Annotated in this window: 34 protein-coding genes and 1 pseudogene; 12 read left to right on the forward strand and 23 right to left on the reverse strand. The window is 64.8% G+C overall.

Features of this window, described 5'->3' with window-relative positions; all coding sequences use genetic code 11:
- The first annotated feature begins 25 nt into the window (after nucleotides 1–25).
- Together AB4059_RS00345 and AB4059_RS00350 are read left to right on the forward strand one after the other, a co-directional pair.
- Nucleotides 26–1,117: an OprO/OprP family phosphate-selective porin gene (locus AB4059_RS00345; protein ID WP_498975529.1), complete on the forward strand. Its 1,092-nt coding sequence runs from the start codon at nucleotides 26–28 to the stop codon at nucleotides 1,115–1,117.
- Nucleotides 1,118–1,138: 21 nt separating this feature from the next.
- Nucleotides 1,139–3,205: pseudogene (locus tag AB4059_RS00350) on the forward strand (methyl-accepting chemotaxis protein); the annotation flags it as partial.
- 186 nt (nucleotides 3,206–3,391) lie between these two features.
- On the opposite strand, the gene AB4059_RS00355 reads toward AB4059_RS00350, so the two are convergent.
- The gene (locus AB4059_RS00355; RefSeq protein ID WP_498975531.1) at nucleotides 3,392–3,802 is read right to left on the reverse strand and encodes a hypothetical protein; all 411 of its coding nucleotides are present in this window, start codon (nucleotides 3,800–3,802) and stop codon (nucleotides 3,392–3,394) included.
- A gap of 100 nt (nucleotides 3,803–3,902) precedes the next feature.
- Between AB4059_RS00355 and AB4059_RS00360 the strand changes: the two genes are divergently transcribed.
- Nucleotides 3,903–4,136: a hypothetical protein gene (locus AB4059_RS00360; protein WP_498975533.1), complete on the forward strand. Its 234-nt coding sequence runs from the start codon at nucleotides 3,903–3,905 to the stop codon at nucleotides 4,134–4,136.
- A gap of 9 nt (nucleotides 4,137–4,145) precedes the next feature.
- Here AB4059_RS00360 and AB4059_RS00365 read toward each other — a convergent pair whose 3' ends face one another.
- The 5 genes from AB4059_RS00365 to AB4059_RS00385 all read right to left on the reverse strand — a co-directional run bounded on the left by AB4059_RS00365 (nucleotide 4,146) and on the right by AB4059_RS00385 (nucleotide 8,624).
- Nucleotides 4,146–4,559, reverse strand: a complete 414-nt coding sequence (locus AB4059_RS00365) for a hypothetical protein (RefSeq protein WP_498975535.1) — start codon at nucleotides 4,557–4,559, stop codon at nucleotides 4,146–4,148.
- Nucleotides 4,552–4,929, reverse strand: a complete 378-nt coding sequence (locus AB4059_RS00370; protein WP_498975537.1) for a hypothetical protein — start codon at nucleotides 4,927–4,929, stop codon at nucleotides 4,552–4,554. The genes AB4059_RS00365 and AB4059_RS00370 overlap by 8 nt, the downstream gene beginning before the upstream one ends.
- Entirely contained in the window at nucleotides 4,923–5,657 is a 735-nt protein-coding gene (locus AB4059_RS00375) for a hypothetical protein (RefSeq protein ID WP_498975539.1), read from the reverse strand. The genes AB4059_RS00370 and AB4059_RS00375 overlap by 7 nt, the downstream gene beginning before the upstream one ends.
- A gap of 32 nt (nucleotides 5,658–5,689) precedes the next feature.
- Nucleotides 5,690–7,762 (reverse strand): alkaline phosphatase D family protein, encoded by a 2,073-nt coding sequence (locus tag AB4059_RS00380; protein ID WP_498975541.1) that lies wholly within the window; start codon nucleotides 7,760–7,762, stop codon nucleotides 5,690–5,692.
- Nucleotides 7,763–8,069: 307 nt separating this feature from the next.
- Nucleotides 8,070–8,624, reverse strand: a complete 555-nt coding sequence (locus tag AB4059_RS00385; RefSeq protein ID WP_498975543.1) for a DUF2058 domain-containing protein — start codon at nucleotides 8,622–8,624, stop codon at nucleotides 8,070–8,072.
- A 73-nt stretch (nucleotides 8,625–8,697) separates the two neighbouring features.
- Between AB4059_RS00385 and AB4059_RS00390 the strand changes: the two genes are divergently transcribed.
- Nucleotides 8,698–9,195 carry a YgjP-like metallopeptidase domain-containing protein gene (locus tag AB4059_RS00390; RefSeq protein ID WP_498977784.1) on the forward strand — a complete coding sequence of 166 codons (498 nt, stop codon included), beginning with the start codon at nucleotides 8,698–8,700 and terminating at the stop codon, nucleotides 9,193–9,195.
- The gene (locus AB4059_RS00395; protein ID WP_498975545.1) at nucleotides 9,192–9,557 is read left to right on the forward strand and encodes a cupin domain-containing protein; all 366 of its coding nucleotides are present in this window, start codon (nucleotides 9,192–9,194) and stop codon (nucleotides 9,555–9,557) included. The genes AB4059_RS00390 and AB4059_RS00395 overlap by 4 nt, the downstream gene beginning before the upstream one ends.
- A gap of 89 nt (nucleotides 9,558–9,646) precedes the next feature.
- On the opposite strand, the gene AB4059_RS00400 is transcribed toward AB4059_RS00395, so the two are convergent.
- From AB4059_RS00400 to AB4059_RS00425, 6 genes are all read right to left on the reverse strand, one after another.
- Nucleotides 9,647–10,036 carry an FG-GAP repeat protein gene (locus tag AB4059_RS00400; protein WP_498975547.1) on the reverse strand — a complete coding sequence of 130 codons (390 nt, stop codon included), beginning with the start codon at nucleotides 10,034–10,036 and terminating at the stop codon, nucleotides 9,647–9,649.
- Between the two features lie 264 nt (nucleotides 10,037–10,300).
- On the reverse strand, nucleotides 10,301–10,771 hold the full coding sequence (locus AB4059_RS00405) for an Hsp20/alpha crystallin family protein (protein ID WP_498975549.1): 471 nt from the start codon (nucleotides 10,769–10,771) through the stop codon (nucleotides 10,301–10,303).
- Nucleotides 10,772–11,005: 234 nt separating this feature from the next.
- Nucleotides 11,006–11,359, reverse strand: coding sequence for a hypothetical protein (locus AB4059_RS00410; RefSeq protein ID WP_498975551.1), 354 nt, complete (start codon nucleotides 11,357–11,359; stop codon nucleotides 11,006–11,008).
- A gap of 121 nt (nucleotides 11,360–11,480) precedes the next feature.
- Nucleotides 11,481–11,807: a hypothetical protein gene (locus tag AB4059_RS00415; protein ID WP_498975553.1), complete on the reverse strand. Its 327-nt coding sequence runs from the start codon at nucleotides 11,805–11,807 to the stop codon at nucleotides 11,481–11,483.
- 154 nt (nucleotides 11,808–11,961) lie between these two features.
- The gene (locus tag AB4059_RS00420; RefSeq protein ID WP_498975555.1) at nucleotides 11,962–12,249 is read right to left on the reverse strand and encodes a hypothetical protein; all 288 of its coding nucleotides are present in this window, start codon (nucleotides 12,247–12,249) and stop codon (nucleotides 11,962–11,964) included.
- Between the two features lie 159 nt (nucleotides 12,250–12,408).
- Nucleotides 12,409–12,606, reverse strand: coding sequence for a hypothetical protein (locus AB4059_RS00425; RefSeq protein WP_498975557.1), 198 nt, complete (start codon nucleotides 12,604–12,606; stop codon nucleotides 12,409–12,411).
- 137 nt (nucleotides 12,607–12,743) lie between these two features.
- Between AB4059_RS00425 and adhP the strand changes: the two genes are divergently transcribed.
- Entirely contained in the window at nucleotides 12,744–13,772 is a 1,029-nt protein-coding gene (gene adhP / locus AB4059_RS00430) for an alcohol dehydrogenase AdhP (protein WP_498975559.1), read from the forward strand.
- Nucleotides 13,773–13,793: 21 nt separating this feature from the next.
- Here the strand turns inward: adhP and AB4059_RS00435 are convergent, their stop codons facing one another.
- The 4 genes from AB4059_RS00435 to AB4059_RS00450 form a co-directional block, all read right to left on the reverse strand.
- Nucleotides 13,794–14,975, reverse strand: coding sequence for an acetate/propionate family kinase (locus AB4059_RS00435; protein WP_498975561.1), 1,182 nt, complete (start codon nucleotides 14,973–14,975; stop codon nucleotides 13,794–13,796).
- Nucleotides 14,975–15,922 (reverse strand): phosphate acetyltransferase, encoded by a 948-nt coding sequence (locus AB4059_RS00440; RefSeq protein WP_498975563.1) that lies wholly within the window; start codon nucleotides 15,920–15,922, stop codon nucleotides 14,975–14,977. Before AB4059_RS00440 ends, AB4059_RS00435 begins: the two co-directional genes overlap by 1 nt.
- 1 nt (nucleotide 15,923) lies before the next feature.
- Complete coding sequence (locus AB4059_RS00445; RefSeq protein ID WP_498975565.1) at nucleotides 15,924–16,130, reverse strand: hypothetical protein; 207 nt, start codon at nucleotides 16,128–16,130, stop codon at nucleotides 15,924–15,926.
- Nucleotides 16,131–16,228: 98 nt separating this feature from the next.
- Entirely contained in the window at nucleotides 16,229–16,621 is a 393-nt protein-coding gene (locus AB4059_RS00450) for a ribonuclease E inhibitor RraB (protein ID WP_498975567.1), read from the reverse strand.
- A gap of 141 nt (nucleotides 16,622–16,762) precedes the next feature.
- On the opposite strand from AB4059_RS00450, the gene AB4059_RS00455 reads away from it, so the two are divergent.
- Together AB4059_RS00455 and AB4059_RS00460 are read left to right on the forward strand one after the other, a co-directional pair.
- The gene (locus AB4059_RS00455) at nucleotides 16,763–17,590 is read left to right on the forward strand and encodes a DUF8616 domain-containing protein (RefSeq protein ID WP_498975569.1); all 828 of its coding nucleotides are present in this window, start codon (nucleotides 16,763–16,765) and stop codon (nucleotides 17,588–17,590) included.
- 13 nt (nucleotides 17,591–17,603) lie between these two features.
- Nucleotides 17,604–18,113 (forward strand): hypothetical protein, encoded by a 510-nt coding sequence (locus tag AB4059_RS00460; protein ID WP_498975571.1) that lies wholly within the window; start codon nucleotides 17,604–17,606, stop codon nucleotides 18,111–18,113.
- 32 nt (nucleotides 18,114–18,145) lie between these two features.
- Here the strand turns inward: AB4059_RS00460 and AB4059_RS00465 are convergent, their stop codons facing one another.
- The 3 genes from AB4059_RS00465 to AB4059_RS00475 form a co-directional block, all read right to left on the reverse strand.
- Nucleotides 18,146–18,946, reverse strand: coding sequence for a hypothetical protein (locus AB4059_RS00465; protein ID WP_498975573.1), 801 nt, complete (start codon nucleotides 18,944–18,946; stop codon nucleotides 18,146–18,148).
- Between the two features lie 130 nt (nucleotides 18,947–19,076).
- Nucleotides 19,077–19,472 (reverse strand): hypothetical protein, encoded by a 396-nt coding sequence (locus tag AB4059_RS00470; RefSeq protein ID WP_498975575.1) that lies wholly within the window; start codon nucleotides 19,470–19,472, stop codon nucleotides 19,077–19,079.
- A 40-nt stretch (nucleotides 19,473–19,512) separates the two neighbouring features.
- On the reverse strand, nucleotides 19,513–19,956 hold the full coding sequence (locus tag AB4059_RS00475; protein WP_498975577.1) for a carboxypeptidase-like regulatory domain-containing protein: 444 nt from the start codon (nucleotides 19,954–19,956) through the stop codon (nucleotides 19,513–19,515).
- A gap of 130 nt (nucleotides 19,957–20,086) precedes the next feature.
- On the opposite strand from AB4059_RS00475, the gene AB4059_RS00480 reads away from it, so the two are divergent.
- Complete coding sequence (locus AB4059_RS00480) at nucleotides 20,087–20,479, forward strand: hypothetical protein (protein ID WP_498975579.1); 393 nt, start codon at nucleotides 20,087–20,089, stop codon at nucleotides 20,477–20,479.
- Between the two features lie 23 nt (nucleotides 20,480–20,502).
- Here the strand turns inward: AB4059_RS00480 and AB4059_RS00485 are convergent, their stop codons facing one another.
- Nucleotides 20,503–20,736: a hypothetical protein gene (locus AB4059_RS00485; protein ID WP_498975581.1), complete on the reverse strand. Its 234-nt coding sequence runs from the start codon at nucleotides 20,734–20,736 to the stop codon at nucleotides 20,503–20,505.
- 170 nt (nucleotides 20,737–20,906) lie between these two features.
- Between AB4059_RS00485 and AB4059_RS00490 the strand changes: the two genes are divergently transcribed.
- The 3 genes from AB4059_RS00490 to AB4059_RS00500 all read left to right on the forward strand — a co-directional run bounded on the left by AB4059_RS00490 (nucleotide 20,907) and on the right by AB4059_RS00500 (nucleotide 23,123).
- Nucleotides 20,907–21,242, forward strand: coding sequence for a high-potential iron-sulfur protein (locus AB4059_RS00490; RefSeq protein ID WP_498975583.1), 336 nt, complete (start codon nucleotides 20,907–20,909; stop codon nucleotides 21,240–21,242).
- Nucleotides 21,243–21,267: 25 nt separating this feature from the next.
- Nucleotides 21,268–21,519, forward strand: a complete 252-nt coding sequence (locus AB4059_RS00495) for a hypothetical protein (protein WP_498975585.1) — start codon at nucleotides 21,268–21,270, stop codon at nucleotides 21,517–21,519.
- 215 nt (nucleotides 21,520–21,734) lie between these two features.
- Nucleotides 21,735–23,123 carry a hypothetical protein gene (locus tag AB4059_RS00500; RefSeq protein WP_498975587.1) on the forward strand — a complete coding sequence of 463 codons (1,389 nt, stop codon included), beginning with the start codon at nucleotides 21,735–21,737 and terminating at the stop codon, nucleotides 23,121–23,123.
- Nucleotides 23,124–23,140: 17 nt separating this feature from the next.
- On the opposite strand, the gene AB4059_RS00505 is transcribed toward AB4059_RS00500, so the two are convergent.
- The 3 genes from AB4059_RS00505 to AB4059_RS00515 form a co-directional block, all read right to left on the reverse strand.
- A complete protein-coding gene (locus AB4059_RS00505; RefSeq protein WP_498977786.1) occupies nucleotides 23,141–23,806 on the reverse strand; it encodes a hypothetical protein in 666 nt (221 codons plus the stop codon).
- Between the two features lie 148 nt (nucleotides 23,807–23,954).
- Nucleotides 23,955–24,224 carry a hypothetical protein gene (locus tag AB4059_RS00510; RefSeq protein ID WP_498975589.1) on the reverse strand — a complete coding sequence of 90 codons (270 nt, stop codon included), beginning with the start codon at nucleotides 24,222–24,224 and terminating at the stop codon, nucleotides 23,955–23,957.
- Between the two features lie 183 nt (nucleotides 24,225–24,407).
- Nucleotides 24,408–24,839 carry a hypothetical protein gene (locus tag AB4059_RS00515; protein WP_498975591.1) on the reverse strand — a complete coding sequence of 144 codons (432 nt, stop codon included), beginning with the start codon at nucleotides 24,837–24,839 and terminating at the stop codon, nucleotides 24,408–24,410.
- Between the last annotated feature and the right edge of the window lie 58 nt (nucleotides 24,840–24,897).

Raw genomic sequence — 24,897 nt, forward strand, 5'->3', positions numbered from 1 at the left:
CTCCCTTCCTCCCCCGGACTTCCGAATGCCTTCCACTTCGCTTCGCACCGCATGCCTCGTCGCCTGCGCGTGCGCACCGACCGCCGCTGCCGCGGCCTCGCTGCCCTTCGATCTTTCCCCCACCGCGAACGTGCAGTACGACTTCGCGCGGGTGGACTCCGACCACGCCACGACGGAAAACGAGGACGGCTTCCGCCGCGCGCGGCTCGGCTTCCGCATCAAGGATCCGGGCAAGCGCTGGCAGTTCGTCGCCGAGCACGACTTCGCCGATCGCACGCCGGCCGACGCCTACCTGGAGCTCACGCCACGCGAGGGCGATGCGTATCGCATCGGGCAGTACAAGCAGCCCTTCACGCTGGAAGACGCGATCAGCGACAAGCAAGCGGCGTTCCTCGAACCGTCCTTCGTCGGCGCCTTCGCGATCAGCCGCCGCATCGGTGCCGAGTACGCGCGCTTCGGCACGCACGGCACGCTCAACGTCGCCGTGTTCGGCCAGCGCCTTGATGGCACCAACGACGCGCCGGGCGCGAGCGCCCGCGGCACCTGGTTGCTGCACAAGGACGACACCGGCGCGGCGCATGTCGGTTTCAGCGTGGCCAGCGATTCGCCGCGCAGCGAGAAGGGGTCCTTCAGCGCCACGCCCGGCACCTTCCTCACCACGCTGAAGGCCGCATCGACCGGCTCGCTGCGCGACGTGGATCGCATCGATCGTGGCGCCGTGGAAGGCCTGTGGGTGCGCGGCGCGTGGTCGCTGCAGGGCGAGGCGGCGCAGCTCGTCGCGCACCGCGATGGCTTCGCCGATTTCCATGGCAATGCCAGCAGCGTGTTGTTCACCTGGTCGCCGACCGGGAATGCACGCACCTACAAACGCGGCGTGACGAACGCACCTGCGGCCGACGACGGCCCCGCGTGGGAAGTGGCGCTGCGCTGGAGCGCCATCGATCTGGATGACGGCGCCGTCGCGGGCGGCCATGCCGAAAGCGTCGGGTTCGCAACCAGCGTGTCCCTCAATGCGCACGTGCGGCTGATGGCGAACGTGCTTCGCGTCGATGCCGCGCGCCGCGGTGTGCACGACGACCCGCTGGTGGTCGGCGCACGCCTGCAGCTCACCTACTAACGCCACTTTTCGGAAGACGACATGTTGCAGAATCTCAATATCGGCAAGCGACTGGCGTTCGGCTTCGGCGCCCTCGCGATCCTGATCCTCGTGATGGGCGCGTTCGCGGCGCAGCGCATGGGGGCGGCCCAGCGGATGGTGCGCACGGTGACGCAGGAATCGGTGCCATCGATCCGCAACCTCGGCCAGCTCGCGACCATGCTCGCCGAGTATCGCGTCAGCGAACGCGGTCTCGTCGCCAGTTACGAAGACGCCGCGAAGGCGGCCGAATACACCGACGAGCTCAAGGCCGGCGTGAAGCAGTTCGAAGCACTGGCCTCCGCGCACGAGGCGAAGATCGCCGACGCGAACGAGCGCAAGCTGTACGAAGACGTCCGCGCAAAGGGGGCGCGCTACTTCGAAAACAGCCGCAAGCTGGTCGAAGGCCTGAAGACGGGCGACATGACCGCCGTCAAGGCGGCAGGCGACCTGCGCCAGGCCACCGCCGATGCCGTCGCGGCGTTGCTCGACTACAACCTCGTGCTGCTCAACAAGGCCGTCGCGGCGCAGGAAGCCGAATATCGCTTCAATCTCTGGGCCATCGGCGTGATGCTGGTGATCGCGCTCGGATTGGCGGTCGTGCTCGCGGCGCTGATCACGCGCTCCATCGTCGGGCCGCTGGCGCAGGTGGTGGGCGTCGCGCAATCGGTCGCGCGCGGCGAGCTGGAAGGGCGCATTCCCGCGGCGGACCGCAGCGAAACCGGCCGCCTCGCCGGCGCCATGCGCGACATGGTGGACGTACTGCGAAGCTACGCCGCCGCGCAGGAAGCGATGTTCGACCAGCACGAACTGGGCGCAATCGACCATCGCATCGCGGTGGATCGTTTTCCCGGCGCCTATGCACGCATGGCCGAACAGACCAATACGCTGGTGGCTTCGCACATCGACGCCACCGCGCACATTCTCGACGTGGTGGCTGCGTACGGACGCGGCGACCTGTCGCGTGACGTGGACCGCATGCCCGGCAAGAAGGGCGAAGCCGCTGCCGCAGTGGATGCGGTCAAGGCCGGCATGCAGGCGGTCAACGCGGAGATCAAGCATCTGGTCGACGCCGCGACGGCCGGCGACTTCACCCAGCGCGGCGATGCCGCACGCTTCGCCTTCTTCTATCGCGAGTTGGTCGACAGCCTCAATGCACTGATGGCCACCGCCGAAGACGGCCTGGCGGAAGTGGGCGCCGTCCTCGCGGCGATGGCCGAAGGCGACCTCACGCGCCGCATCGATGCCACCTTGCCCGGTCGCTTCGGCCAGTTGGCAGGCGACGCGAACCGCACGGCCACGCAGCTGACCGACATCGTCGGCCGGATTCGTTCGGGCAGCGATGCGATCAACACCGCGGCGATGGAGATCGCCGCCGGCAACGACGACCTGTCGCGACGCACCGAACAGCAGGCCGCCTCGCTCGAGGAAACCGCCTCCTCGATGGAAGAACTCACCTCCACCGTGCGGCAGAACGCGGACAACGCACGCCAGGCCAACCAGCTCGCGCTGGGCGCCACGCAGATCGCCCAGCAGGGCGGGCAGGTGGTCGGCCAGGTGGTCACGACGATGAGCGCGATCCGCGCCTCCTCCAGCAAGGTCGCCGACATCATCGGCGTGATCGACGGCATCGCCTTCCAGACCAACATCCTGGCGTTGAACGCCGCGGTCGAAGCGGCGCGTGCCGGCGAACAGGGCCGCGGATTCGCGGTCGTCGCCTCCGAAGTGCGCTCGTTGGCGCAGCGCTCGGCCGGCGCGGCCAAGGAGATCAAGCAGCTCATCGCCGAATCGGTGGGGCAGGTGGGCGAGGGCTCGGCGCTGGTCGACCGCGCCGGCCAGACGATGCAGGAAATCGTGACCAGCGTGCAGCGCATGACCGACTTCATCGCCGACATCTCCGCCGCCTCGCAGGAACAGAGCGCCGGCATCGAGCAGGTCAACCAAGCCATCACGCAAATGGACGAAGGCACGCAGCAGAACGCAGCGCTGGTGGAGGAAGCCTCGGCTGCCGCGCGTAGCCTGGAACAGCAGGCCTCGGAACTGGTGGATACCGTTGCTGCGTTTCGTCTGCAGCAGGGCGGCAACGTTGGCCGGCAGGGAAGCGCGGCGCCGGTGAGTCTTCGCAGGGCGGCCAACGACTAAGGAAGAACCTGGTCTTCATTCAGCGCCATATTCTTCGCGCGTTCCTCGATGCATGTTGGTGCCGCCCGGACTCGCGCCGAGCGCCGCAGCCGGGCGTCTGATGCACGCACGACGTCACGCGTCGATTGCCTCTCCGAACGCGAGTTTGGTGGCGCGCCGATCGCCACGCAAGGCGCCGCGCATGCGCTCCTCCGACAGCGGGCGCACGACCCAGCGCACGAACGCCACCGAACCGTAGCGCACGCCGATCGTCGGGATGGCGAGGAAGTAACTGGGGCCCGGGCCAACGCAGTACCAGAACTCATCGCGCGTCTGGGTATCGAAGCCTTCGACGCTGTTGGGTGTCGTCGCGGCGAGCGACGCGATTTTCACCACCTGCAGGCTGCGGCCGTCGACCTTGCCTTCGGGCGTGTCGAATGTCTGCGCCTGGAAGGAATTCCGCAGCGCGTCGCGCTGCATTGCGCGTTGGCCGACCAGGGCAGCGACCGCGATGACGATCGCGATCACGGTGATGACAATGTTCATTGCGACGTTCGAGTCCTCTGGCCCTGGCCATCATGGTAGTGCGCACTCGGGTTCCAAGGCACAATTCGGCAAGCCTGATCGATTGGGGGAAAGGGCCAGGATGACCGACGTCAACAAACAAGCGCACGGCCAAGCCTCCGCATTGCTGGCTGGCGTTGTCATGCTGCTCCTCGGTGGCAGCTCGTTGCTCGAATCCATCCGATCGGGCACTTGGGTCTTTCGATACCGAAGCCAATCGTTTGTCTCCGGCAATCTGGCGCTGGCCTTGGTCGCAATCAGCCTGTTCGCGGGGAGCTACCTCGCGCTGAGCGCCATCAAGCGCCTCCGCGAGTAGCGCGCGCGATTACGATCGACCGACGTCCGCTCCGCTACGCGCCTTTGCGAATTGCGTGGCATGAAACCGCCTCCGCAGCGGTTCGCAAACCAACGACGCAACGAACCCACACAACGCGAACACTTTCTCGTCCCCTTGACCCAAGACATAGACGGTCACCGCGGAGATCACCGAGCCCAGCACGCACACAGCGACGAAGTGGCCTATCGCTTGCGCGCGCGAGGGATGTAGCGCTCCTGCAATCGCACCCGTCACTGCCGCCGGGATCAGGCCGACGAAATAAGCGGCGAACGGAAACAGGAGCAGGAGTGCCCAGTCCCGTACAGGGTCCGTCAGGAATGCTTTAAGCCCGATCGCGAGTCCACCGACTGCGGGCCCGACCAGAGCGAACATCAATAGCCCGACCAAAGTGCGCTCAAGCATGTTTTCGATCTCCGTATCGCCGACGCCTGTTCGCTGCGGCCACGGTCAAACCCGCGACGAAGGCCATCAGCGAGCAGGCGACGAACAGAACGAAGAGTGCAACTTCGAAGCTGGCCCACTCTCCGGTATCGATCGCACCCGGGGTGTTCGGTTCCAGTCCACCGAATACGGGGAACAAAAGCATGATCGCCATCAGCGAACAAAACAGAAAGGATGCCTTCCAGAAGACCTCCTTGAACCGGAACCAGAATCCGGCGGCGTAGATCAGGGCGAAGATTGCGGCTGAAACGAAATTCTGGTCGAGCAGGAGTTTTGTCAGAAGAACTGCGAACGCAACGGTCATCAAGGACTTGGCGAGGGCGATCAGCATGTCCAGTACACCCGCTTCTCGAGGTCGACGACTTCAGGCCCGTCGGAACATCCACCCACCTCGGTCGCCTTCTGGTCGGCCGGCGTGCGGGCGATGATCCATTTGCCGACGTAACCGTTCCACAGCAACTGACCTTCGGCGACGACACCGATCGGGAAGGGCGTGCCCGGCGTCGTGTTGGTCACGACGATGCGGCCGGCGCCGAATCGTACGCGCATGTCGGCGCTGGGCATCGACGGGTGTTCGGCGAAGCGATGATGGAACGTGTACTCGCCGTCGGGGATCGGGGGTGGTGCGCCCTTTCGATTGAGCGCAGTTCCCTCCCAGCTCGCCGCATCGCAGGACATGGGTGACAAGGGGGCCTTCCAGAGGATGCCGCCGTCGGGAATGCGCAACGCGACGCGATGCCAGCCGCGCTCGACGATCAGGCGCTCGGGCACCGGAGGCTCGCCGTCCACATGGTCCGGCGAGAACAGGACCGTGTGGCCTTCAACGCGCCATTCGCCCGTGCCGGAACCCCACAGGGTGATGTCGCCCTGGTGTTCGGCGTAATACGTGTGATCGGCCTTCAGCTGCACTTGCTTTGCGTCGTAGCGCGATTCGTCGCTGGCTCTGTAGCAGCCGGGCAGCACGTCGACCAGCGGGCGTGCGGGCGTCGCCGCACAAGCGGCAAGCGTGGACAGGCAGATCAACGTCGCTGACAACAACAGCGCTTTCAGATTCGGCATTTACCGCGATCTCCCCATCGCAACATCCAGCGTCACACCGCCAGTCCCGCATCGCCTTCCAACACAGTCTGCCGCATCTGCGGGTGTTCGCCCGCCCGCCAGAGGTTCACCTCGTGTCGAACGCGATAGCGCAACGGCCCGCCGTCGTCGCCGGGGCTGCGCGCGATGGGGCGCGGGATGCAGACGAAGTCGGTCGCCATCGTGGTGCCGTCGACGCGGACCGTGGCGTAACCATGCCCGCCCATGTCGACGAACGACAGATGCGGCGCCATCTCCGGATTGCGCACGGCGCGCGCTTTGCCCAGGTCGCCACTGCGTGCGTATTCCAGCGCCGAGTGGACGCCGTGGTGCAACAGCAGGTTCACCGTGGGCTGCGGCGGCCCGCCGCCGGGATTGGCGACGAACAGCGGGCGCAATGGATCGTCCATCTTGAGGTTGTGCTCGTTGGCTTCCGCCGTGCCCGGCGCCGAGATCGAACCGGTGACGAAGGTGACGCCCACCGGTTCGAACTGCGCGGGCGGCAAGGCCTTGGCGGCCAGGCCCGCCCAGAAGCTGTGGCGATCGCCCGACAGGATGGCGAAGCCGGTGATGCCGGCATCGCGCACCGCATCGAAGATCTGCGCGCGCTCGTGGTACATGCCGCCCCAGTCGCCGTTGGCCAGGACGGCATACCCGTCGGTCCATTTCCCCATCGCGGCCGGCAGCTGTTGCGGATCGAGGCGCCAGTCGGGCGTGCCCAGCGAATTGCCCCAGATCTTCCACGTGCCTTGCGCAGTGCGCAGGCGTTCGAGGAACCAGGCTTTCTGCTTCGCACCGAGCATCGACTGCGGTGGTTCTTTGGCGCGGAAGTTGGCGATGGACTTCTCGCCGAACACCAGCTTCGCCGGCGGGTGGCCGTCGGCGAAGTCGCGGCCACTGTCGATGTGCATCGCCAGCGCTTCGGGAAAGAAGCTGAAGGGCGTGTCCGCGAACAGCGGCGCGAGCTCGTCGCGATTCGACGGATCGGGCGAACGGAAGCTGCGTTGGTCGGTGATGATCAGGTCGATGTGCCGGCCCCAGCGCAATGCGCGATAGGCGATCAGGCTGTCGATCGCCGCGAGGTTGTTGGGTTCATGCCCCAGGCCGTCGTCGTCGAAATCGGTCACCGGCGTGTCGACCACGTGCGGCGCATCGAAGCTGGCCAGCGAGCGGCCCGGCTGCACGACGCGCGCCGGCTGGTATTCGAACCAGGCCTGGTTCGCCGCGACCTTCAGTGTCTGCGCCGGCACCGGGCCCGCGCCGTGTCCCGCATTCGACTGCCAGCCTTGCCATGAGAATTCGTGGTTGTCCCACATCGCCACGAACGGAAAGCGGGCGCGCGCGTCCTGGATGTCGGGGTCGAGCAGGTAGGCGTGGTAGAGCGCGTGATAGTCGTCCAGCGAGCCGGGCACGGTGAAGCGGTTGTTGGCGACTTTCTTGCCGTGTTGGAACTTGACCGGGAATTTGATGATGCGGTCGTAGCGTTTGCCATCCTTGACCTGGTCGGGGTATTGCACGACTTCGTAGATGAAGTCGCCCAGGTGCAGTACGAAGCCGAGGCGTTCGTCCGGTGCCGCGCGTTCGTCTTCGTAGAGCATCTTGCGATAGGCGTTCTGCGCGCCTTCGCAGATGGTCTGGCAACTGACGAAGGCGAACTTCGTCGGACGCGCATCGTCAGGCGCGGGCGCGGTCAATGTGCGGCCGATGCGGCTGCCGTTGCCTTCTTCGTCGATGAAGCGATACCAGTATTCGCCGGCCGGGGGCAGGTTGCCGACGAGGACGCGACAGGTCCAGTCGGCTGCGGCGAGTACGGGCGCCGAGGTGGTGGCGATGACGCGGGTGAATGCCGGGTCTTCCGCGAGTTCGACGATCAGCGTGGCGCGTTCGCGGGGGTCGGCATAGGGGCGTCGTGTCCACAGCAGTACGCTGTTGTCGTCGGGGTCGCCGGAGGCGACGCCTTGGGGAAACAGGTCGCGTCGTTCGCGCCAGGCGTTCGTCGAGGGGCGCACGGGTGCGCAGCCGAAGGCCACGGTCGCGCCCAGGGCGGTGGCGAGTTTCAGGAACTGTCGACGGTCCAGGGTCGGCATGTTGGTCCTGACGATGGTCAATGTGCCGTAACGCTGAGCCGAATATTTGGGCGGGGAGCGTGCCGGAAGTACTGCGGGCAGACCACTTGTCGGCGGGCACGCGAGCCAAGAGCGCCACTCCATCATTGGCGCGCCGCCCGAACGTGTGAAGTTCCAAATTTTTTTGGGAAAAAAATTTGAAACTCCCCACGCTGGGGCATCACCTTGCGGGGTCGCTTCGATCAGGGGGCCTTCGCCCGAGCTTTCATTGTTGGCTGCAAAGCAAGCTTTGCAGGGAGGCGATCGTTTTCTACGATCAAGAGCGGCGTCACCAAATCAGGTCGTCAGGGATCTGGAATTGCGCGTAGTACGCATCATCGTCGGAGTTTTCGGCGGAGGGCTCGGCGCCTGCTTTCTCGCCGTGATCGAGCACGATCATGCTGGCGTCGCGTTCGCGGACCTTGTCGCCGGCCGCGCGCGGCAAGAGTTCGTAGCGGTCGCCCAGGCGGGCGATCACCAGTGCGCCGGTGGACAGTTTCTTGCGCAGGTCGTCGTTGACGAGCAGGGTGCGGATGGCGCCGTCGGCGGTGAAGCGGTATTCGCTCTCGCCGGTGCGCGGCACTTTCCTGTCCTCGATGATCTGCCGTGCCTGGGCGCGGAGTTCAGTGATGCGGGACTGTGCTTTGCGTTCGGCGGCAAGGGCGCGGTCTGCTTCGACCTTTTGCGCCCGCGCGCGGTCGGCTTCGCGCTGGATTTCGCTGGGCTCGGGTGGCGCTTTGGCATGCCGGGCTTTGTTCTGTTCGCGCGCCACCTCGGCCAGCTTGGACTTCTTGACCAGGCCGGCCTTGAGCAGTTGTTCCTGGAGGGGATTGCCCTTCGCCATGTCGGAGTGTCTTGCCGGGGGTTTTCGGACCATGATACTTGCCGTCCCCGCCGCTCGCCGTCGTCGCCTTCCGATGGAACCGCTGAAGTACCTCGCAGGCTACCCGCCGCATGTGCACGAGCGGGTGCGCGCGTTGATCGCACAGGGTCGGCTCGGCCCGATGCTGGCGGAAAAGTACGCCCAGCCGCACGCCGTGCGCAGCGACAGCCAACTGTACGATTACGTCCAGGCCCTCAAGGACGCGCATCTGCGCAGGGCGGTGCCGCTGGGCAAAGTGCTCTACGACAGCAAGCTGCAGGTGATGAAGCAGGCGCTCGGCACGCACACCGCGATCTCGCGGGTGCAGGGGGATCGGCTCAAGGCCAGTCGCGAGATTCGCATCGCCACCGTGTTCCGCGATGCGCCTGCTGACTTCCTGAAGATGATCGCCGTGCACGAGCTGGCGCATTTGAAGGAAGCCGAGCACAACAAGGCGTTCTACCAGTTGTGCACGCACATGGAACCGGACTACCACCAGCTCGAGTTCGACTTGCGCCTGTACCTGACGCACCTTGCAGGAATCCCATCATGAATCGCCCCTACGACATCGACACCGACACCATCCTCCACGACGTCGGCACCGACTTCGACATCACCGCCATCGGTGCCGCGCAGTCGCCCTGGTGGAACCGCACGCTCTGCGCCGTCAACGATGCCTGGGTGCGCCTGGGCGTGTTGGACGGCGATTTCCACTGGCACAAACACGACGACACCGACGAGTTCTTCCTGGTCATGGAAGGCCAACTCGACATCGAACTGGAAGATCGCATGGTCACGCTGCAACCCGGCCAGGCCTTCACCGTGCCCAGGGGCGTGATGCACTTCCCCCATGCGCGCGGCCGAACCGTGGTGTTGATGATCGAGCGGGCGGGCGTGGCGCCGACGGGGGATTAGCGCCTGACGATGGGTGAGGCCGCGCGCGCTGTGGGCAGTTACGGATTTCGCGTTTGTGGCCATTCGCCAAGCTCGCCAATCCAGTCGACTTAGAAAAATATGCCTATGGTTCCTTCCGTTGGCATCACTTGCCATTCGTAGTCGCCCACTGTGTGCACCGCCTGCTGCGTGGCGCCGTTGCCGGATTTCCAGATCGTGTTTTCGCCCGTACCAGGGCCGTTGGCGTTACCAAGACTGCGCCACAACACATCGGCCTTGCCGTCCCCATCGAAATCGCCCGCCGCCACAGGCAGCCACGCTGGGTCGGGGACAGCGGTCAGGCCGACGAAATCACCGGGACGGCAATGATGAGTTTTGCTACTTCGGGGCGTGCCACGCCCCGCCGGCCTGATGCTTAATTCCGGTTTTCGAATCCTGGTTGCCCCTGTTTGCAACCGCGTGCTCGACCAACTCGGCTGTCCAATCCTCGGCAAACGCATGACACCTGTCGGTGACGTATTCGCTGCCACGAGCGTACACGGGCAACACGGCAGGACCGGACCCAATATCCGAAACCGTCGTACGCCATGCAGCCAGGCAGGCGTCAGGATCGGGATGCGTACGAATCAAAGCCCGTAGTGCCATCCGGAGAACAAGAACCTGAGCCTGCAAATCGCAAAGCGCTTCCTCCGTCAGTCGGTCCATAGCTCCCACGCACCTTGAAGTAAGAAAGCGCCCCGCCACTTTTGCGGGGCGCCACTAGCTCAATTGTTGAAGGTCGATCCCACCTGGATGCGGCGGGGGGTGGTCTCGGGGCGCTTCGGGATCAGGATCTGCAACACGCCGTTGTGACCGGTCGCCGTAATCCCTTCAGGGTCGGCGCTATCGGGGAGCGCAAAACGGCGATGGAAGCTGCCGTGTCGGCGCTCGATGCGGGAGAAGCGCTCGCTTTCGTCGATCTCGCTCGTGCGCTCTCCCTTGATGGTGAGCAATCCCTTATCCATCTGCACTTCGATGTTCTTGGGATCCACGCCGGGAATATCGGCATAGAGGATGAAGCGGTCCTGCTCTTCCTTGATGTCCACCAATGGAATCCATTGGCTGGTCACGACTGACGATTCGTCCCTGGAGCCGGCTTGGAAAAAGTTACCTTCAAAAAGGCGGTCGATGATTTGGCGGACCGGGTCTGTGGTTCCCTGTCCGCCCCACTGCGGAAAGCGAGCCATCTGGTTCATCGCATCTCTCCAATTCAAGCGTTGATCTGAGGATGGTGGTAGGTCCCACCGGCGCGCAAAATAGCGCGCCGACGCGTCTTTTCAAGCAGGGTGCACCGGTCCGTTGGCGATTCTTAATGCCTGTCAAAAATGCATTAAAAATCGGACCCACAGGGATATTCGCCATGGGTCGTAAGCGGTCAGGGTCGAGTGTCCGCTATCGGCCAAAAGCGGACATTAATCCTGCACGAGCAATCAGGTTGTTGCGGGCATACCGAACCGTTCCACGATCGCTTGACAAGCCGGTGCAGCCAGCGGTGCGGCCCATGCGATAGCACTTTGTATTTCCGACTCCAGCTTTGCTAACGCCTCGGGAGACCAGTGCTGCCGCACAGGCCCAATCGGCAGCGCATCCGTTTCGGAGGCTATCGCGGTAAAGACATCGAAGTCTGGATCGCGTTCGTCTACCTCCAGCTCCCATCGGATGAGGTCGAGGAGACGACTACCCTCGAGAACCGCAACATCGCCCGAGAGGATGCCAGCGGCAATCTCGGCGGCCCGTCGGCGCGCTGCAAGTACGTATTCCTCGTGGTTCTTCTGCTCGATCATCTCGCCCTGCCCGAATTACGTTTTCGCATGCTATTCGACGATTTGAATGTCCGCTTTGGGTCGAAAGCGGACACCCAAGCTCGATGTCCGCTATCGGCCAGAAGCGGACAGTCGCAAATGGCTAGCTGGCGGCGCCGCTTGCCGAGTCGTCAAATATGCGGGAGCCAACGAACCAGTAGTTGTCCTGTTGTGATCGCTCACCTTCGCGGTACGGATCGAGGCACAGATAGACGTCCCCTGGCTCGGTCAAGAGAGTGCATTGCTCGATGTGCTGCGCCCGGAAATCCTCAAAGGCAGACCAAGACGTCAACCCTTCGACCCGATAGATGCGTTCGACGCGCCCGTGTTGCCGAAGCGTGAGCTGTGCGAAGTGCTCCGATTTGTCCCAGTCGAAGCCGACAAGAAACGAACTGAGGTATGAATCTCGGAAGTCAGCGGCTGTGACCATTCGGGAGTATCGCCTGCGGGTCAGTGACCCAACTGGCTGACACATTACAGGTCCGACCGCGCCGCAACGAACACAGACCGAATGTCCGCTTTGGGTCGAAAGCGGACGCTCGGGTGCTCGATGTCCGCTAAGGGCCAGAAGCAGACATGGAGCGTCAGGCGTCGGTTTCTGGGTAGATGACGTGACCAAAGCCTGACTCCTTTGCATCGCGGAATGCTTGGCCTACGACGTCATCGCGGTAATCGAACTGCGAGTAGTCAGCGATCGTCTTGACGCGCTCGGTCTCCATCCTGGCCCAGCCATGCTCGGCGAGTGTCCTGCCCGCGATTTCCTCGGCCACGTCCAAATCCTTGGCATCGACAAACAGTAGAGCCGCCACCGACGTCCCGGGCGGAAAACGCTCATGGGTGCCGGATACGAGGTTTACGCGGATGCACATCATGGACTGCCAAGAACCCGACTAAAGAGGACCTAGTGCAAGCATAAACAAGTCGAGGGGAATGTCTGCTTCGGGTCGAAAGCCGACACTCGTTGACCGATGGTCACGGGACGATCCGCCGCTCCACCCCGGAAGCTGGAGCCAACATTCCCGCGCCTTGCGCTACTGCGAACGTGCCCAGGCAAATGCCACGATGGCGCCGCCGAAACACATGCCCGTGCCGATGAGATGCACGAAGTCCACCGCCCGAATGTTGGCGAGGCTCGGGCGGGCGAGCATGCTGAAAAGGCTCAGGAGACCGAATGCGGCAAGAACGAAGACGACTCGAAAAGATTCGCGGCGTGGGTGCATGACGATCACCTCTCAAGCGTTGTGGACGAGAACGCGGCCAGCAGAGTTAAGCATGTCGGCGGTCCCGATGTCCGCCATGTGCGCCCATGCACGCCCCGCAAGACCGGCGTAACGTTGGGTCCCACCTTCCTCCCGTGGAGATCGCGATGGACAGGACCATGAAGGCCGCGGTGGTGCGTGCGTTCGGCCAGCCGCTGGTGATTGATGAGGTCCCCGTGCCGCGGCCCGGGCCCGGCGAGGTGCTGGTGCAGATCGCGGCCTGCGGCGTGTGCCATACCGATCTGCACGCGGCGCAAGGCGATTGGCCGGTGAAGCCGCAGCCGCCTTTCATCCCCGGCCACGAGGGCGTGGGCACCGTGGTCGCGGTCGGCGGTGGCGTCGCACACGTCAGGGAAGGCGACCGCGTCGGTATTCCGTGGCTCCATTCGGCCTGCGGTTACTGCGAACACTGCCTCGGCGGCTGGGAGACGCTGTGCGAGCAGCAGCAGAACACCGGCTATTCGGTCAACGGCAGCTTCGCGCAGTACGCGCTCGCCAACGCAGGCTACGTCGGGCATCTGCCGAAGGAGATCGGTTTCGTCGAGATCGCGCCGGTGTTGTGTGCCGGCGTCACTGTCTACAAAGGCTTGAAGATGACCGATACGCGGCCCGGCGATTGGGTCGTGATTTCCGGCATCGGCGGGCTGGGGCACATGGCTGTGCAGTATGCGAAGGCGATGGGCCTGAACGTGGCCGCGGTGGACGTCGACGACGAGAAACTCGCACTGGCGCGGCGCCTGGGCGCGACTGTCACGGTCAATGCGCGCAACACCGATCCGGCCGCGTTCCTGAAGCAGGAAATCGGCGGCGCGCATGGCGCGCTGGTCACCGCGGTGTCGCCGAAAGCATTCGAGCAGGCATTGGGAATGATGCGGCGTCGCGGCACGGTGTCGCTGGTGGGCCTGCCGCCGGGCAGCTTCCCGCTGGACATCTTCGGCATGGTGCTCAACGGCATTACGGTGCGCGGCTCGATCGTCGGCACGCGGCTGGATCTGCAGGAGTCGCTGGAGTTCGCCGCGCAGGGCAAGGTCGCCGCGACCGTCGCCGCCGAGAAGCTGGAGAACATCAACGATATCTTCGCCCGCATGCACAAGGGAGAGATCGAGGGCCGCATCGTCCTCGACATGGCGGCATAGCGTCGTACCGCGCGGCGTTGTTCAAGCTTCCAGGGCCGAAAGGGTGTGCTGCGCGATCATCAGTTCTTCGTCGGTGGGCACGGTCCACACCCGCGTTCGCGAACCGGCGGCCGAAATGCACGGACCACCGGCTTCATTGGCTTCGGGATCCAACGCCACGCCCAGCCATTGCGCGTCGCGGCAAACGCGCTCGCGGATCACGGCCGCGTTCTCGCCGATGCCGCCGGTGAAGACGATCGCATCGAGCCCTCCGAGCGCGGCGGCCAGCGAGCCCAGCTCGCGGCCGATGCGATAGACGTACAGGTCGACCGCGCGCTTCGCGCCCGGTTCGCCGGAGGCGAGCAGCGTTCGCATGTCGCTCGAAATGCCCGACACCCCGAGCAGCCCCGACTGGTTGTAGATCATCTTCTCGATGGCGCGCGCGTCCAGGCCGCGCTCGTCCATGAGGTAGAGGATCACGCCCGGGTCGATGGAACCGCAGCGCGTGCCCATCGGCAGGCCGTCGACCGCGGTGAAGCCCATCGTGCTCGCGACGCTGCGCCCGGCGCGCATCGCGCACATGCTCGCGCCGTTGCCCAGGTGCAGCACGATGGTACGGCCCGCCGCGGCGACCGGATCGAACTGCGGCAAGCGCGAAGCGATGAATTCGTACGACAAACCGTGGAAGCCGAAACGGCGCACGCCCTCGACGTGCAGCGCGTGCGGCAGCGCGAACATCTGCGCGATCTCGGGGATGGCGCGGTGGAAGGCGGTGTCGAAGCAGGCGACTTGCGTCAGCTCGGGTCGCGCCGCGAGCAGTGAGCGAATGGCCGCCAGGTTGTGTGGCTGGTGCAGTGGTGCGAGCGGGATGAAGGCTTCCAGGCGCGCGAGCACGTCGGCGTCGATGCGCACGGGCGCGGCGAATTCCATTCCGCCGTGCACCACGCGATGGCCCACCGCGAGCAAAGGCTCGTGCGGCAGTTCGGCGCGCACGAGATCGACGACGTGGTGCAGCGCCCCTTCGTGCCCGAGCGTCGTGCCTTCGGGCCATGCCTTCGTCCCGCGCTCCGCACCCGCGGCATCGCGCGCCTTGAAACGCGGCTGCGTGTGGATCGACTCGATTTGCCCCCGCAGCGCAGGCGCCAGGCCGTGCGCACGATGGAAGTAGACGCAGAACTTGAGGCTCGAGGAGCCCGCATTGATGACGGCGATGGCGCCGGCCATCAGCGCACCGCCTGCGCGGCGTCCAGGCGTCGCGCATGCGCGACACGGACGGCCACCGCGCAGGAGGCCAGGCGCGCGGTGACCGAGTCGGCGCGGCTGGTGAGGATGATCGGCACGCGCGCGCCCAGCACGATGCCGGCGGCGTCGGCGCCGGCCAGGAAGGTCAGGCTCTTGGCGAGCATGTTGCCGGCCTCCAGGTCGGGCACGACCAACACGTTCGCGCGGCCGGCCACCGGGGAGTCGAGATTCTTGAGCTTGGCCGCTTCGAGGTCGATCGCATTGTCGAGCGCGAGCGGACCGTCGAGGATCGCGCCGGTGATCTGGCGGCGGTCGGCCATCTTGCACAGCGCCGCCGCTTCCAATGTCGACGGCACGCCAGGGTTCACGGTCTCCATGGCCGAGAGGATCGCCACCCGCACCTCGACGACGCCGAGCGCATGGGCGAGATCGATGGCGTTCTGCACGATGTCCACTTTCTCGGCGAGCGTCGGCGCGATGTTCACCGCCGCATCGGTCACGATCAGCGTGTCCTCGTGCCCCGGTACGTCCATGACGAAGCAGTGGCTGATGCGCCGCGCGGTGCGCAGCCCGGTTTCGCGCTTGACCACCGCGCCCAGCAGTTCGTCGGTGTGGAGGCTGCCCTTCATCAGCGCCTCGGCGCGTCCCTCGCGCACCAGCGCGACGGCGAGCACCGCCGATTCCACGCTGTGCGGGCTGTCGACGATTTCGATGTCGCCCAGGTCCAGGCCGGCCGCCTTCGCTGCGCCGTGGATGCGCGCCTGCGGGCCGACGAGGATCGGCGCGATGAGCCCGAGGCGTGTGGCATCGATCGCGGCCGAGAGCGAGGAGGCGTCGCATGGATGCGCGACGGCCGTGGTCATGGGCGGCAGCGCACTGCAGCTCTCGATGAGCTGATCGTATTTCGCGTGCTTGCGGGGTGCGCTCATGTCACTCCTCCATCAACGGCCCCATGCGCGAGTGGATCAGGTGCAGGACCTGCCTCCGCGGGGATCCCTCGGGATGGGACTCAGCCAATGCGGCCAGGTGCTGCAGGAAGGCGGGCACCGCCGTGGAAGGCACTGCGTACGCCGCGACTGCGGAAATCGCCTCGACGAGCGCCTGGGCGACGTCGTCCAACGGCTGGGAGTGGGGCATGGTCGTTCCTCCTTGTACAGAGAGGGAACGCGACTGCGCGCTGGAGATCGGCCAGCGGGGTGGGGCCGCCCGGTGTGCGGACGACCGAGACCTTCACGCTATTGAACCGCGGAAGTGCCCCAACCATCGTAATAGCCACCATGTTTCTGCGCCAAGGCTTCAAAGCTGCGCGTAATGGCTGTCATTGCATCCAATGCAGGAACCATCTGGCGCGTTGCGTGTATCTGCCACTGCGTTCCGTCTGGCGAGGATTCTATTTCGGCGATGCGATAGCCAAGGCGTTCGATTTCCGCCGCAGCGCTTTCGGCTTGGGACTTGGTGTCGAACATGAGAAAGAAGTCGATGTCATGCAACTTCGAGAGGTCGGCGCCAGCGGCACGCAGGTTCTCGATGACCCGGGCGTCCTGTTGCTCGGCGATGGACGTTTGCGCAAAAGCCGACGAAGTCGCCAAGCACAGAACTGCCGCAAATGCTTTCCAAACGTGCTTCATGACGACCCCCGTTGATAGACCCGTTTCCACATGCGGGCCTGTTGCGTGGGATGTTCAGGCGTTGCTGGCTGTAGCGTCAAGATTCGGCTGGAGCCCGAGGCAAGCTAAAGTGCACGCCGAACCCACTTTCGCAGTCGCCACATGAAGCAGCTCCTGCTCGCTCTCTGCCTCCTCAGTCCCGCCGCGCTGGCATGCGACACGTCGCACCTGGCCCTGTCCGGCTCGGTCAGCGTGACAACCTGCTCGCCGAAGCAGGGTGCAACGGACTGCGTTTACGCCGGACAGGCGCTGTCCGACTATCTGGAGGCCGTGCCGGACAGCGATGCGTTGTTCACGATCGGCTTGCAGGCGAGCCCTTGGCGCATGTACGACGGGGAGATGCGCATCCTCACCGCCGACGATATCGCCGACGCCGTGAGGCCCCAACTCGATGGCAAATTGGAGCGCGTGGAGCTGATCGGCTCATGGACAGGCGTCTCGCCGCAACCCGGCGTGCCGTCGCTCGCCGATCGCGTGTCGAAGGCGCTTGGCGGATTTCCGGTCAAGGGAGAGGACGGGTTCCTCTGGATCGCGAAGGATGGAACGCGCCGCACCACGCGCCAGGCATTCACCACGCGCGAGGGAGCGGGCTCTTACTTCGTGCCAAGCGGGTCCGAAGTGTTCGCTTCCCTGGTGGCTGGCTGGCCCGCCAATGTGCAGGACCAGATTCCCGAAGACGACGCCGACATGTTGATGCGCGCCGCCGCCGGCTGGGATGTCTTCTTCCTCTGCCCGGACAAGGCGCTCGCAGGCTTCGAGAACGCCGCGTCGAAAGGCAGCGCGATTGCCGCATACAACGCGGCGCTCATGCGCCTGGAACGCGGGGCCGACGGAGACCGCGACGCCGCGCTCGCACTGCTCGAACGCGGCGCGGCGCTTGGCGATGCCAAGTCGCGCGAACGGCTCAACCTTGAGCGCGCGAGCAAGTAGGCGGTCGAACCATATGCAATACGACATCCCGCCTGGCTCCGCCCGTGCTCGATTCTTCAATGAAGAAGGCAACATGCTTCCGCCGTTTCGAGCGCGCGGGTGGCGGGGCTGTGTCCTGGATCGTGGCACCTTCGACTCGACGCGGATGCCAAGACAACTATTCGATGTCCTGCTCGCCCTTGCTGCACCTGGCGAACTGCTGATCGAGCGTTACGCACCGGACCATCTGGGGCCTGATCGCATCGCGCCGGACTGGGACGTCTACAAGGCATACACGCGCGCGGAGGAAACCTGGTCACTCGAGTTCGTGATGTACGACGCTGATGGCCGATGGGCCTTGCTCGCCGATGCCGATGCGACCGTCCTCGGCGCGGAGCCTTCATTGGCGAACCAAATCGATGAGCAACTCGCCCTGCAAGGGACCAGCCTCAAAGCGATGACCGAAGAGGAATGGGGCGAGCTCGACCCGCTGACGCAGCCGGGGGCGAAATACATCCTCGCGGTTTGCGTTCCGTCGGAGTGATCGCGTTGAGTCGAATCGGCTTTCAAGCAACATCAGTCGCGCGGTGGTTTCGCCGTCCCATCCGGATCACGGAGCCCCGCAAGGATTTCTTCAGCGACCTTCGCGTCTGACGCTGGCCATCCGTCTTCCATGGGGCCGATGCGACGTCGCCAGAACAACCAGGCTGTAACGCCAACCAGTAGCAGCGTCACCGCGCCAAGCGTGTACGAGAGCAACAGGCGTTGTGTGCCGATGCGACAGAACTGGTCGGGGGCGTCGAGCCACGAGGGGCCGCAGACGCCAAACCGAAGGGACGCGGTCGCTATCGCGGAAAGAAAGACGTAGGCCGTAACAAGCGCACTGGCGACTGACGCGGCTCCGAAAACCCAGGTTGGAATGCGACGGCGTAGGCTTGATTGTTTGGGCCCGGGTCCAGGAAATGCGCCGCCCGTCGCCTGGCCATTCGAGAGATTGACCCGAAAGGGATGCCACGAGTCCTCAAAGTGCCTGGCCTCGCCGCGGATCTCGTGGAGCGTTACCTCGAGAATGCGCAAGCCATCCCACGCAAGCCGACGGCTCCGCCACACGCGGCCGGAACCGTTGATCAGTTCAATGTCCGTCGAGTCTGATAGGAGGAAGCCACTCGCGTCCGCAGTTGGCGTGCACGATTCGATGTGCCCTCCGAAGGACTCGACGATGGATTGGGTCGCCGGGTCGACGACGTACGCTGCGCCACCTGCGATTACGAGGACATGCTTCGTGTCGGAAAGCGCGACCGCCTGGTCGAAGGAAGTCATGTCGCGCTGGAAGTTGCCAACCCACTCTTCCGGCGTGCCCGCAAGGAAGCGGATCACGTAGCCCTCCCTGTAAACGGTCGAGCCCGTGGCACCAATTAGCCTGGGCAGATCTCCGTAAGGGGGAAGCCCTGGTAGCACTTCAAACACGAGCATCTTTTCCTCTGGCAACAATGGGGTCACTCAGGGCTCACCCCGAACGTTGAGATAACCAACGCAAAGGCATCAGGCACAGCAGGGATGTCCCCATGCCGAACCCGGTTGCCCACGCAGCCCTGGCACCGATCGCCGGTGCAAATATGCCGTCGGGGGAGAACGACCAAAACAGCAAGGCAGACGACGAGGCCGCGCAGAGAATCCACGGAATCAGGCTGTCCTTCACCGCTAGGGTGAGATCGCAGCGGTATTGAAGCGTCCCCATTGCTATGCCGATGGAGATCGCGAGCAGCGTGATGTAGAGCCTGGGGAGTTGGGCGGTAACGACAAAGGTGCTCACAACGGCACAGAGGGCAAGAGCCGCGGCATTGATGCAGGTCAGCCTTAGCCAATGGGCTGTTCGAAAACGACGATGCTTTTCGTTGCGCATGGTGTCAGTCAACCCATCGCCTGAAATGCGTGGAGCGCCATCAGCGCTTCGGCCCCTTGAGGAACGGAAGCAAAGTGTCCTCCTTTACTTCCACCTTCAACGAGATCACTGCCGCCGGGACGCGGACCGCTTCCGAGCTACCAACGCGCACCCTGGTGTAGGGCGAACGACGGCCCGCCTTGAATGCAGATACCGAGACGAACCTGACGCGCCAATTGCATGCGTCCTCTACAACGGCGCCTTTCCCGGAGTACGTATCGAAAAATGCAGGGATGCTGTAACGCCCGCTGGCATCGGTCATTGCGAGTGCCGGGCCAGCGGGTCCGTCGACCTCGAACCACGAGATGCCAATCGATGCGCCGGAGATGGGCTTGCCGTTGTCGTCGACTGCGACGCCCGAGAACACGTGGTAGGCGGGCATGCACTTTGCAGACGCCGATTGCGCAGCAAGCAGGAGGATCGAGAACACTAGCGACTTCTTCATGGCTACGTTCCCTTCAGCCCCTGCGCGCCAGCGGGAAGACTATCCGGTTGGCGAGCCGGACGTCCAAAGGGGATGGCATGATTGCCCGGCCGCCCAACGCCACCCCACTGCCCAGACCCAGGAGACCTGCATGCGACGAATGCTTGAATGCCTCGTGCTGGCGGCGATGCTCGCCGCGCCGGCCGCCCGCGCGAACGACCTCGCGGTCCTGAAGCAGGAGGGCGGTCAATACACACTGACCGACGAACAGGGCTTCTGCGCGAAAGGCGAGAGCGCGATCCGGCACACCGCCGCAGGGGTCGAACAGCGCGCGGGCTGCTACACGCTCGACCCGACGACCGTGCACGTACGCTGGTCCGACAACACGGTCGAGTCGTTCAACATCAAGCGCTTCAAGCCCACCGAGTACGCGAGGCGCCAGGCCGAGAAGCAGCGCAGGCTCAAGCAGGGCGGCGACCGCTACAACACACCGTTGATCGACCGCTCGATCCCGATGATGCCGGACCTGCCGCCGCAAGGCTGACAACGCACGTCCGGCGCCGCTGGCTAGGTCGCCAGAAGCAGGAGCACCTGGCGTCTTACCGGATCGACATGTTCGGCGGTGATGTCGGGAACCCGGATGAACAAATCCTTCGTTCTGGAGCGATCCGGGTTGACCCACAACAGCGTCGAAACCGTGCCGTCGGTGACACGCACCGCCGCGGAGAGCCGCAACTGTTCGAAGGTGATGGCGTGGAGGTCGTGGAGGGTCGAATTCACGGTGGGGATCGTCTCGCCCATGCGGTTTGCGCCTTCCGGCAAATGTAACGTCCGCCCCTCGGCAGCACTACCGGCGTGCCTGAAGCCTTCAGCTGGGTGCCTTTCGGCGAACAAGCTGCACGCGCCCCCCATATGGGCGACATCACCCACGGTTGAACGCGGGCGCATAATCCGGCGCTCGGAGGTGAGCCATGCACACGCACGACCCTTCACGTCGCCGCTTCCTCGCCCGGGCCGTCACGGCAACCGCCATCGCGACTCTGGCGCTGGACGCAACATCCGCCCCAGCGGCGCCCGCTGCCGCCAAGCTACCGAAGCTTCCCCCGGACAACGCGCAAGCCAAAGCCTTGTCCTACACCGAAGACGCGACGAAGGTGAAACACCCCTCGTTCAAGGCCGGCAGCCGCTGCGACAACTGCAACTTCTTCAAGGGAGCGAAGGGCGACGCCTCCGGCCCGTGTCAGATCTTCCCGCAGTTCTCGGTGTCGTCCCAAGGTTGGTGCTCGGCGTGGGCGAAGAAGGCCTGAGCGGGCGGCTTCACGGGCGCTCCCCATGAGACGGGAACTCGCACGCTCAAGCGCCGTTCCCGCAAAAGCAGTCGGCGCGCAGTCGATGGGCGCTTTGGCGGTGGGTGGGATGACCCTCGGCGCGATTGCGCTCGGCGCGGTGGCGATCGGTGCTTTGGTCATCGGTCGCGTGGTCATCGGGCGGGCACGCATCAAGCGACTGGAGATCGACCACCTCGTCGTGCGTCGGCTGCAAGTCACGGAACAACGCACGACTTCGTCAACGACTGAAAGTTGACGAGTTTCGAATGGCGTTTTGCATTTCCGCCTTTGCTTTCCGCAGCACAAGGCCACGCCAAGGAGGAACAGGAAGAACAAGCCGATTTGGGCGAACGAAAAACCGATTGGTTTCCCGGCAATCACGAGCGCCGTGGAAACGCGGGTGACTGCTAACCCGACTATATCCGGCTGCGGGGTTCGGCTATCGTTTCCCCATCCAGGGGGATACGTCCGATGAATACCTTCATCCGTCTCGCGGCCGCGGCTGCGTTGTGTTGCGTCATCGTGTGCGCGCCGTCGGCCCGCGCCCAGTCGACGGTGCCGGCCGATCCTGCGGTCTGGGGGCTGTTCGCCCGGCTGGCGGGAACCGACAAGCAGGCAGGCGCCGACGGGTATCGATTGCACTGGCGCTGGGAGGTCCCCGGCGCCGTGCTGGTGCAGGAGTTCAGCAGCCCGAACACCGGCAAGGTGCTGCATACCAACACGATCACACCGGGGCCGGGCCCGGGCACCTTGCACGTCAAGGGCTCCTATCTCGCCGGCAAGGAATGGGACGGCACCGTCCAGGCCGATGGCAGCGTGGTCTTCGTGGGCCGCGGGCTGTTGAAGGCCCCGCATCGCATGGTGCTCACCGACGACGGCGCCATGGAAATCCGGTTGGTGAAGTTGCGGGCAGGGCAGGTGGTATCCGAATCGCCTGCGTCCGCCTACAACCGGTTCACGCCGATCGATGGTGCGGTCGCATCGGCATCGGCATCGGCATCGGCATCGGCATCGGCGTCGGCTTCGACAAACGCGACGGTTCCGCCGGCTCCCCCGGCACCGTCGCAACCGCGCACGGCCGAAGAACTCGAAGCCGCAGCCGCCGCGTTGCAGGAACAGGCCGCGGTGCTACGGCGCACGCAAGCCGATGCCGCCGAGCAGGAGCAAGCCGTCGCCGCGCAGGCCGAGATCGCGCGTCTGGAACAGGCAGCGCGCGATGCGGATGCGAGCGCGGCTGCGGCGCAGGACCAGGTCGAACAAGCGCAAGCGCTCGCGGCCTTGGCCAATCCACCCAAGCCCAAGCCGCGGCCGTGGGTGCAGGGCGCCGACAACCGCGACTGGTGGTCGTTCTGCGCCTACGGCGTGCAGGACGGGGATTCCTTCATCACCCAACTCATCCACCAGCGCATCTACAAGCCCTATGACGGCCCCAGCGAGGAATACGACGCCTACGAGGGGCCCAACCGCGGCAGCGACGTCGAAGCGCGCTTCACCAACGCGATGCAGACCTCCGGCCTGGTGCCGCAGGGCGGCATCATCGGCGTGAACTGCCAGACATATGGCTCGCGCGATTCCGCCGATTACGGATACCGGCAAGCGCAACAGCAGGACCCGGTGCCGCGCCGCGTGCTGTGGCCGGCGCTGGAGAGTGAATCGATCGAAGGCGGCCTCAATCTGCCCACGCTGGAGGAACTCAACGCGATGAAACGCTCCGCCGAGCAAGCGCGCCGGGATGCCGACGCCGCGCGTTCCAGGGCCGAAGGCGCGGCCAAGCTGGAAGCCGCCCGCGCGAAGAGCCTGAAGCGCAAGCGCGATTGCGAGGCCGGGGTTCCGGGGGCGTGTACTGCGTCGAAGCAATAGGGGCTCGACCGGGTCCTTCAGTTCACGGGCAGGTCGCCGCCTTGCGCGGTCTCGCGGCTGTGCGCGAACTCCGGGAATACCTCGGCCAGCGGCGCCTTGTCCGGCAGGATGTAGAACACGCCACCGCGTTCGAACATCGGGCGGATGATCTGCTCGTAAAACTCTGGCGAGACGTTGATGCAGCCATGCGTGACGCGGTTGTCGTCCGGCGAAGGCGATGCAAGACGCTCGGCGCGTTTTTCGGACGGGACGCCAGTCGCCGTCGGGTGCATGGAGATCGCCGAATCGTAGTCGACCCACAGGACGCGCCCGGCGTCGATGGATGGCCCGAAAGCGCCCACGAAGCGACCCGCGGGCGTCGTGCGATCCTCGCCGGGAATTTCGCGAAGCGCGAGACCGGCGACGCCGGGGGCCGAATGATCGCCGATCGCCGAACCGAAGAGCCCCGGTGCCGCGCCGCGAAGCCGGCCGTCGCCGCCGAACACCAGGATCTGTGCGGCGGCCTTGTCGATGACCGCGAACGGATAGCCCTGGCTGTCCTTGGTCGCGACCACCCAGCCCGCGAGCGCGATCACGGTGTCGGAGACCTTCTGGCCTTCGGGAAGCTGGTCGACGGCGGCCACGGGTTGCGCGGCGGCCTCCTGGGCGTGGGCCACGCCGACGCTTGCGAACGCCAACGCCAACACCAGCGGGCCACAAGCGGCCCGGATCGCAGGGTGTATGCACATGCGGAGGGGACGGTTCCTTGGGACGAAGATCGGGTCAAGCAAACAGACCCGTGGCCAGCGAAGGCCAACGGGTCCCGGGTTCACATCGCGTCACTGCACGCGATCAACCGCGCGGCTTGCGGGGCGGTGCCGTTTCGAGCTTCTGGACGCGACCTTCCAACTGATCCAGCCGTTGGTTGGCCTGCTGCGCAGCCTGATTGGCGGACTCGGCGCTCTGGGCCGCACCTTGCACCTTCGTGTCGAGTTGATCCAGGCGCGAGTTGATCGTCGCGAACTCGGTGTCGTAGGTTTTGCAGCCCGCAAGACTCAGCGCGGCGACGAGCGCCACGCCCAGCGTACGCGCCATCGCGAGAGATTGATTGGTCATCGCCATTTCCAAACTCCTTCGTCGGGGGACATCGAATATAGCGGCCTTTTCGCCGGGGCCATTGCCCGCATTCAGATGACGTTGGAGTACGTCGATGGAGCGTGAAGATTGTCTGCTTGGTGTCGAAGCGGTCGTGGTCGAATGTCTGCTTTCGGCCAGAAGCAGGGAACAGGCCGCAAACATATGCGGTTATTCGTTACTGGCTGCGGCGAGAGCAAGCAGCTCATTGATGGCGGCCATCGAGAATGCCTTGGTGTACACAAGCTCTTTGCGCCCGCCTTTGATCTGCACGTAGACGCCAATTGGAATTCCTGAAATGGGCGCCACACGCGACGGGAAAATCGCGCCGATGCCGCTATACGGCACGTCCCAGACCCGGCGCCACGAGCGATACGCGATGCCGGACGATGAGAAGGTCAGCCGATAGCGAGATAGCCAAAGAAACGCTATTGCCATGGCCGCGAGGCAAAACACAACGGGCATCACCATGCCTTTGGCCTGAAACTCCACCCAACCGAACTTCGCGAGCACAGCGGCAGCCGGCACGAGCGGAATGCCGAGCAGCATTAGCCAAAGCGCGTAGCTTCCGAAGTCGGCGCGGTAGACGCGGTCAGTTTCCATCCGGCGAGATTATCCGACACGACGCCAGCCGCGCTGGTCGAACTGAGGGCCGCGCGCT

The sequence above is a fragment of the Lysobacter sp. 2RAF19 genome, assembly GCF_052115395.1.
Classification (GTDB): Bacteria; Pseudomonadota; Gammaproteobacteria; order Xanthomonadales; family Xanthomonadaceae; genus Noviluteimonas.